The 7,305-nt window shown below is 71.4% G+C and carries 6 protein-coding genes and 1 pseudogene; 6 read left to right on the top strand and 1 reads right to left on the bottom strand.

The annotated features are described in order from the left end of the window. Window positions 1-1,305: pseudogene (locus tag AH6_RS07955) on the bottom strand (hypothetical protein); the annotation flags it as partial. A gap of 197 nt (window positions 1,306-1,502) precedes the next feature. On the opposite strand from AH6_RS07955, the gene pip reads away from it, so the two are divergent. The 6 genes from pip to ehuB all read left to right on the top strand — a co-directional run bounded on the left by pip (window position 1,503) and on the right by ehuB (window position 7,305). Continuing rightward, on the top strand, window positions 1,503-2,471 hold the full coding sequence (gene pip / locus AH6_RS07950; protein ID WP_067476051.1) for a prolyl aminopeptidase: 969 nt from the start codon (window positions 1,503-1,505) through the stop codon (window positions 2,469-2,471). A 547-nt stretch (window positions 2,472-3,018) separates the two neighbouring features. Beyond that, on the top strand, window positions 3,019-3,552 hold the full coding sequence (ectA, locus tag AH6_RS07945; protein ID WP_083982411.1) for a diaminobutyrate acetyltransferase: 534 nt from the start codon (window positions 3,019-3,021) through the stop codon (window positions 3,550-3,552). Window positions 3,553-3,645: 93 nt separating this feature from the next. After that, window positions 3,646-4,908 carry a diaminobutyrate--2-oxoglutarate transaminase gene (gene ectB, locus AH6_RS07940; protein WP_067476045.1) on the top strand — a complete coding sequence of 421 codons (1,263 nt, stop codon included), beginning with the start codon at window positions 3,646-3,648 and terminating at the stop codon, window positions 4,906-4,908. A gap of 69 nt (window positions 4,909-4,977) precedes the next feature. Further along, entirely contained in the window at window positions 4,978-5,373 is a 396-nt protein-coding gene (locus tag AH6_RS07935; RefSeq protein WP_067476042.1) for an ectoine synthase, read from the top strand. Beyond that, complete coding sequence (thpD, locus tag AH6_RS07930) at window positions 5,370-6,275, top strand: ectoine hydroxylase (RefSeq protein WP_067476039.1); 906 nt, start codon at window positions 5,370-5,372, stop codon at window positions 6,273-6,275. The genes AH6_RS07935 and thpD overlap by 4 nt, the downstream gene beginning before the upstream one ends. A 136-nt stretch (window positions 6,276-6,411) precedes the next feature. After that, window positions 6,412-7,305: an ectoine/hydroxyectoine ABC transporter substrate-binding protein EhuB gene (ehuB, locus tag AH6_RS07925; RefSeq protein ID WP_067476036.1), complete on the top strand. Its 894-nt coding sequence runs from the start codon at window positions 6,412-6,414 to the stop codon at window positions 7,303-7,305.

Raw genomic sequence — 7,305 nt, 5'->3', positions numbered from 1 at the left:
GTCGGCGCCCTTGGCGCGGGCCTCGGCCTCGCGGGCGCGGCGCTCGGCCTCCCCGGCGCGGCGCTCGTGCTCGGCGGCGCGGCCCTCGGCGGTCTGGGCGCGCAGCCGGCTGTCGTCGGCCTGCTTGGTGGCCCCGGCGACCGCGTGCTGGAGGTTCTGCGCGGTCATCTCGGCCTCGGCGAGCTTGCCGCGCAGGCCGCCGAGCTCCGCGTGCGCGGTCTCCAGCGCCCGGGACAGCTCCCCGGCCTGCTCGGCGAAGCGGTCGCGCTCGCTCTCGGCGACGCGGCGGGCGCCGACGGAGTCCTCGACGGCGCGCAGGGCGTCGTCGCGGGCCTCGCTCATGGCGTCGCGCTGGGTGATGGCCTGGCGGACGGTGGCCTCGGCCTCGGCGACGCGGCGCTCGGCCTGCTCGGTCTGGGCGCGGGCCTGGTCGGCCTGCGCCCGCGCCTGGTCGGCCTGCACGCGGCCCTGCTCGGCCTGGACGCGCTGCTGCTCGGCCTGGGCCTGGGCCGCCTCCATCTGGGAGCGGGCCTGCTCGGCCTGGGAACGGGCCTGCTCGGCCTGCATGAGGGCCTGCTCGGCCTGGCCGCGGGCCTGGTCGGCCTGCACGCGGCCCTGCTGGGCCTGGTTCCAGGCGGCGGCCGCGTCGCGCTGGGCGGCCTCCTTCTCGTCCTGGAGGGCGGCGAGCTGCTGGACGGCCTCGGCCTGGACCTCACCGGCGCGGCGCTCGGCCTCGGCGACCTGCCGCTCGGCGTCCATGGCGCGGCGGTCGGCCTGCTCGGCCTGGCCCCGGGCGCGCTGGACCTCGCCCCACGCGGCGGCGGCGTCGCGCTGGGCCGCCTCCTTCTCCGCCTGGGCGGACGAGAGCTGGGCGGCGGACTCGTTCTGGGCCTCGGTCAGGCGGCGCTCGGCGTCCATGGCGCGGCGGTCGGCCTGCTCGGCCTGCCCACGCGCACGCTGCACCTCGCCCCACGCGGCGGCGGCGTCGCGCTGCGCCGCCTCCTTCTCCGCCTGGACCTGGGTGACCTGGGAGGCGGCGTCGCTCTGCGCCTCGGTGACCTTGCGCTCCCCGGCGGCCAGCGCGTCGCCGATCAGGTCGGCCATCTGGCGCAGCCGCTCGACGATGTCCCAGGGCTGGGCCTCGGGCGCCTCGGGCTCGCCGCCGGGCGCGGCGGCCTTGATCGGCTGCTGCGCGGCCTGCACCGCCTCGGGCTTGGGGCCCGCGCCGGTCCCCAGCGGGACGGGCCAGGGCGAACCGGCGTCCGGGACGCCCCGCGAACCACCTGATCCGTTCAGCTCGCTCACTGTTCTCCTCGCCTGTTCGCTGCACTCCTCGCCTGGCGGCTCGTCGCTCGGCTCACCCAAGGCACTCTAGTGCCGACCCGCAGAACGTTTGCCCAGTTTGGGGTTTAGTTTCTTGATCCTCACCATCGCGTCGCGGGCATCGCGCCACCTCGGACGCCCCGCCGGGCATCCGATGTGAGATGGAACAATCACAGATCATGGAGCTTCGAACCCTGTACCCGCCGATCGAGCCGCACGACTCGGGGATGCTCGACGTCGGCGACGGCGACAGCATCTACTGGGAGGTCTGCGGCAATCCCGACGGCAAGCCGCTGGTGATGGTGCACGGCGGCCCTGGGGCCGGGTGCAACGCCGAGCACCGCCGCCAGTTCGACCCCGAGGCCTACCGGATCGTGCTGTTCGACCAGCGCAACTGCGGCCGCAGCCTGCCGCACGCCAGCGACCCGGCGGTCTCGCTGGAGAACAACACCACCTGGAACCTGGTCGCCGACATGGAGCGGCTGCGCGAGCACCTCGGCATCGACCGCTGGCTGGTCTACGGCGGCTCGTGGGGCAGCGCGCTGTCGCTGGCCTACGCCCAGACGCACCCGGACCGGGTCACCGAGCTGGTGCTGCGGGGGATCTTCACGCTGCGCCCGTTCGAGCTGTACTGGTTCTACCAGGAGGGCGCCTCGCTGCTGTTCCCCGACCTGTGGGAGGAGTACATCGCGCCGATCCCCGAGGACGAGCGGGAGGACCTGATCGCGGCGTTCGCCGAGCGGGTCAACTCCCCCGACGCCGAGGTGCGCCTCCCGGCGGCGCGGGCGTGGGCGCGTTGGGAGGGCTCGGCGATCACGCTGCTGCCGAACAAGGAACTGGTGGACCACTTCGGCGAGCCCGACTACGCGGTGGCGTTCGCGCGCATCGAGAACCACTACTTCACCAACGGCGGGTTCTTCGAGGACGAGCAGCTCATCCGGGACGTCGACAGGATCCGGCACATCCCGGCGGTGATCGTGCAGGGCCGCTACGACGTGTGCACCCCGCCCGCCACCGCCTGGGACCTGCACCGGGCGTGGCCGGAGGCGGAGTTCCACATGGTCGACGACGCCGGGCACTCCTTCGACGAGCCGGGCATCCTGCACCGGCTGATCGAGGCGACCGACCGCTTCGCCAAGGACCGCTGACCCGCACGCCTCATCCGACGCCGCACCCACGCACGCCCCGCCAGGGAGGGCCTCCGCGCACCGCGCGGAGGCCCTCCGCGTTTTTCCGGCGCTTTCGAACGCTTGGCCCGAAGACAATCTGACGCCTACCTAGAAGAAAGCTGAAAGCGGCCGGACGGTAAGGACGAGCGGCAGCGCCGCACTCCCCTTCCGCGCCCGGCCGGAAGACGACGACCTCCCGCGATGCGCGGTGACGCGCTCGCACCGCGTGAAGATGACGGCCAGATTACGTGATTCACCTCACAGAAATGAGACCAGGAATATCTGGTCAGTTTCCGGTAAATCACTAGAGTTGCGTTCGGTGATCGCGGCGGCGCGGCCGTCCGCCATTCCCGCGATACCCGCTGGACAGACACCGGAACGGCGCTCGGTTTCGCCCCCGGAACGGCGCGGACAAAGACCCGCTTTTGACAAGCGATCCTTCATACCCGGGCCGTCGGCGGCCCAAACATCTCCGCGCGAACAATCGATAACGATGCACGTCGGAGATTCGCTAGCTTCTTTCCCCATGGCAGCGCATCCCCTGGAAACCACCCCTCGTCCCGACCCGAACGCCGGCGTACGACTCCAGGAGCCGAGCCTGGAAGACGGCCCCGAGTTGTGGCGGATGGCGCGCGACTCGCGGGTGCTGGACGTCAACTCGCCCTACAGCTACACGTTGTGGTGCCGCGACTTCGCCGACACCTCCGTGGTGGCCAAGGACGGCGACCGGACCTGCGGCTTCGTCACCGGCTACGTGCGCCCCACCGACCCCGGCACCTTCTTCGTCTGGCAGGTCGCGGTGGACCACGCGCACCGGGGACGGGGCCTGGCCCGCCGGATGCTGGACGGCCTGGCCGACCGGCTGACCGCCCGGGGGCACCGCTGGCTGGAGGCCACCGTCACCCCCGGCAACACCGCCTCGACCGCGATGTTCGAGTCCTTCGCCCGCGACCACGGCTGCACCGTCACCCGCGCGCCGCTGTTCGGCCCCGAGCACCTGCCCGGCGACCACGAGCCCGAGGTGCTGTTCCGCATCGGCCCGCTGCCCGCCCGCGCCTGAGCCACGCCCGACCCGCGCCCGACCGGCGCCACGATCTTCCGGCGCGCCCCCGCGCGCCCGCTATCCCACCCCTACCTCCCGGAGGACGACAGCATGGACGTTTTCGCCCGCATGGAATCGGAAGTCCGCGGCTACTGCCGGGGCTGGCCCACGGTGTTCACCACCGCCCAGGGCAGCCACATCACCGACGAGAACGGCCGCACCTACCTCGACTTCTTCGCCGGCGCGGGAACGCTCAACTACGGGCACAACAACCCGAAGCTGAAACAGCGGCTGCTGGACTACCTGGCCGGCGACAACATCGTGCACAGCCTCGACATGTACACCGCCGCCAAGCGCGACTTCCTGGTGCGGTTCGAGGAGACGGTGCTCGGGCCGCGCGGCCTGGACTACAAGGTCCAGTTCCCCGGCCCGGCGGGCAACCACTCGGTGGAGGCGGCGCTGAAGCTGGCCCGCAAGTACACCGGCCGCGAGACCGTCGTCAGCTTCACCAACGCCTTCCACGGCATGACGCTCGGCGCGCTCGCGGTCACCGGCAACTCGATGAAGCGCACCGGCGCCGGCGTGCCGCTGGGCCACGGCGTGGCGATGCCCTACGACAACTACCTCGACGGCCGCACCCCCGACTTCCTGCTGTTCGACACGATGCTGGACGACAGCGGCAGCGGCCTGGACAAGCCCGCCGCGGTGATCGTGGAGACCGTGCAGGGCGAGGGCGGCATCAACGTGGCCACCGCCGAGTGGCTGCGCGGGCTGGCCGACCTGTGCAGGCGGCACGACATGCTGCTGATCGTCGACGACGTGCAGATGGGCTGCGGCCGCACCGGGTCGTTCTTCAGCTTCGAGGAGGCGGGGATCACCCCGGACATCGTGTGCCTGTCGAAGTCGCTGAGCGGCTACGGCCTGCCGTTCGCGGTCACGCTGTTCCGGCGCGGCCTGGACGTGTGGGAGCCCGGCGAGCACAACGGCACCTTCCGCGGCTTCAACCCCGCGTTCGTCACCGCCGCCGGCGCCCTGGAGGAGTACTGGGCCGACGGCGCGCTGGAGCAGCAGACCCGCGCCAAGGGCGAGCTGGTCGAGCGGGGCCTCAACGAGATCGCCCTGCTCAACGCCGGCGCCGTGGACTCGGTGCGCGGCCGCGGCCTGGCCTGGGGCCTGGTCATGAACGACCCCGAGCTGGCGCCCCGGGTGTGCGCCGAGGCGTTCCAGCGCGGGCTGCTGATGGAGACCTCCGGCCCCGAGGGCGAGGTCGTCAAGCTGCTGCCGCCGCTCACCACCAGCGAGGCCGACCTGTCCCGCGGCCTGGAGATCATCGCCGAGTCGGTGGGCGCCGCCCGCCCCGCCGTGACGGTCTGAGCGCGAGCCACCGCGCATCCGGACCACCGCGCACCACGGCCACCGCGACCCCACCGAAGGAGACATCCCATGATCGTGCGTTCGCTGAACGAGATCGTCGAGACCGAACGCGACGTGCGGGCCGAGACCTGGCGCAGCCGCCGTCTCGTGCTGGCCAACGACAAGGTCGGCTTCTCCCTGCACGACACCGTCCTGTACGCGGGCACCGAGACGAAGATGTGGTACGCCAACCACATCGAGGCCGTCTACTGCATCGAGGGCGAGGGCGAGCTGGTCGACGAGGAGACCGGCGAGAAGCACCGCATCGAGCCGGGCGTCATGTACCTGCTGAACGGGCACGAGCACCACACCCTGCACGCCCACACCGACGTGCGCACCGTCTGCGTCTTCAACCCGCCCTGCACCGGCCGGGAGGTCCACGACGAGAACGGTGTCTACCCGCTGCTCACCGAGGAGGACGCATGAGCATCATCGAATCGCATCCGAGCCTGGACGACGCCTACCCCACCCGCAAGGCGTCCGAGGCCGCGCTGCTGTACCGCCAGGACCCGGTGGTGTACGGCGCCCCCGACGGCGGCCCGATCGACGCCGCGACGCTGGACTCGTTCGAGGCCAACGGCTACCTGACGGTGGACCAGCTGCTGGAGCCCGCCGAGGTCGAGACCTACCGCGCCGAGCTGCGCCGCCTGACGAGCAACCCGGCGATCCTGGCCGACGAGCGCACCGTCACCGAGCGCGGCTCGGACGAGGTCCGCTCCATCTTCGAGGTCCACAAGATCAGTGAGGTGTTCGCCGAACTGGTGCGCGACCCGCGCGTGGTCGGCCGGGCCCGGCAGATCCTCGGCTCGGACGTCTACGTGCACCAGAGCCGGGTGAATTACAAGCCCGGCTTCACGGGCAAGGACTTCTACTGGCACTCTGATTTCGAGACCTGGCACGCCGAGGACGGCATGCCCAGGATGCGCGCGGTGAGCATTTCCATCGCGCTCACCGAGAACTTCGTGCACAATGGCGGGCTAATGATCATGCCGGGTTCGCACCGCACCTTCGTGGCCTGTGTCGGCGAGACCCCCGCCGACCACTACAAGGAGTCCCTGCGCGGCCAGGAGATCGGCACGCCCGACCCCGACAGCCTGTCGATCCTGGCCGACAAGCACGGCATCGAACTGTTCACCGGCCCGGCCGGATCGGCGACCATGTTCGACTGCAACTGCATGCACGGCTCGAACGGCAACATCACCCCGTTCCCCCGCTCGAACGTGTTCATCGTCTTCAACAGCGTCGAGAACACCTGCGTGGAGCCCTTCTCCGCGCCGGCGCACCGCCCCGACTTCATCGGCGCGCGCGACTTCACCCCGGTCGCCTGACCCGGCCGCCCGGCCCGGTCGCCTGACCCGGCTGCCTGATCCTCGGGCACAACTCCACATCCTCACCCCCGTCCCCGCGCCCGCCCGGCCCCGAGGCCGCCGGCGGGCGCGGTGGCACACCCCCAGGAGATCAACGATGACTTCCTCCAGGCGCGACTTCCTGCGAACCGCGGCCCTGCTGGGCGCGGCCGTCCCGCTGGCCGCGGCGGGCTGCTCGACCACCGACCCCGACAAGGAGAAGGCGGGCGGCGGCACGCTGGACCGGGCCAAGCAGGAGGGCAGGATCCGGGTGGGCTTCGCCAACGAGGCCCCCTACGGGTTCACCGACAAGTCCGGCAAGCTCACCGGCGAGGCCCCTGAGCTGGCCAAGGTGATCTTCAAGGAGCTCGGCATCGGCACCGTGGAGGGCGTGCAGGTCGCCTTCGGCGGCCTGATCGGCGGCCTGCAGGCCAAGCGCTTCGACGTGATCGCCGCTGGCATGTTCGTCACCCCCGAGCGGTGCGGCCAGGTCGCCTTCTCCGACCCCGAGTACGTCGCCAAGAGCGCGTTCCTGGTGCCCAAGGGCAACCCCAAGAAGATCCTCAAGTTCGAGGACGCCGCCAAGGCGGGCGCCAGGCTCGGCGTGCTGACCGGCGCGGTCGAGGGTCAGTACGCCGAGAAGCTGGGCGTCAAGAAGGGCGACATCAAGACCTTCGAGGACCAGCCCAGCGCCTACGAGGGCCTGAAGGCCGGGCGCGTCGACGCCATCGCGCTGACCCGCATCTCGCTGGCCGACATCCTGTCCAAGCACGAGGGCGAGCCGTTCGAGGTGACCGAGGCGTTCAGCCCGGTGGTGGACGGCAAGGAGCAGTTCGGCGCGGGCGCGTTCGCGTTCCGCAAGGGCGACGCGGACCTGCTGAAGGCGTTCAACGGCAAGCTGGCCGAGCTCAAGACGGGCAACCGGCTGCTGCCGATCCTCCAGCCGTTCGGCTTCACCCAGGCGGAGATGCCCGGCGCGGACGACCTCGCCGCCAAGTTCTGCAAGGGCTGA

It is taken from the genome of Actinomadura hibisca NBRC 15177, from assembly GCF_001552635.1.
Classification (GTDB): Bacteria; Actinomycetota; Actinomycetes; order Streptosporangiales; family Streptosporangiaceae; genus Spirillospora; species Spirillospora hibisca.
The sequence above is the reverse complement of the archived record's forward strand: the minus strand, read 5'-3'. Positions and strand labels throughout refer to the sequence as shown.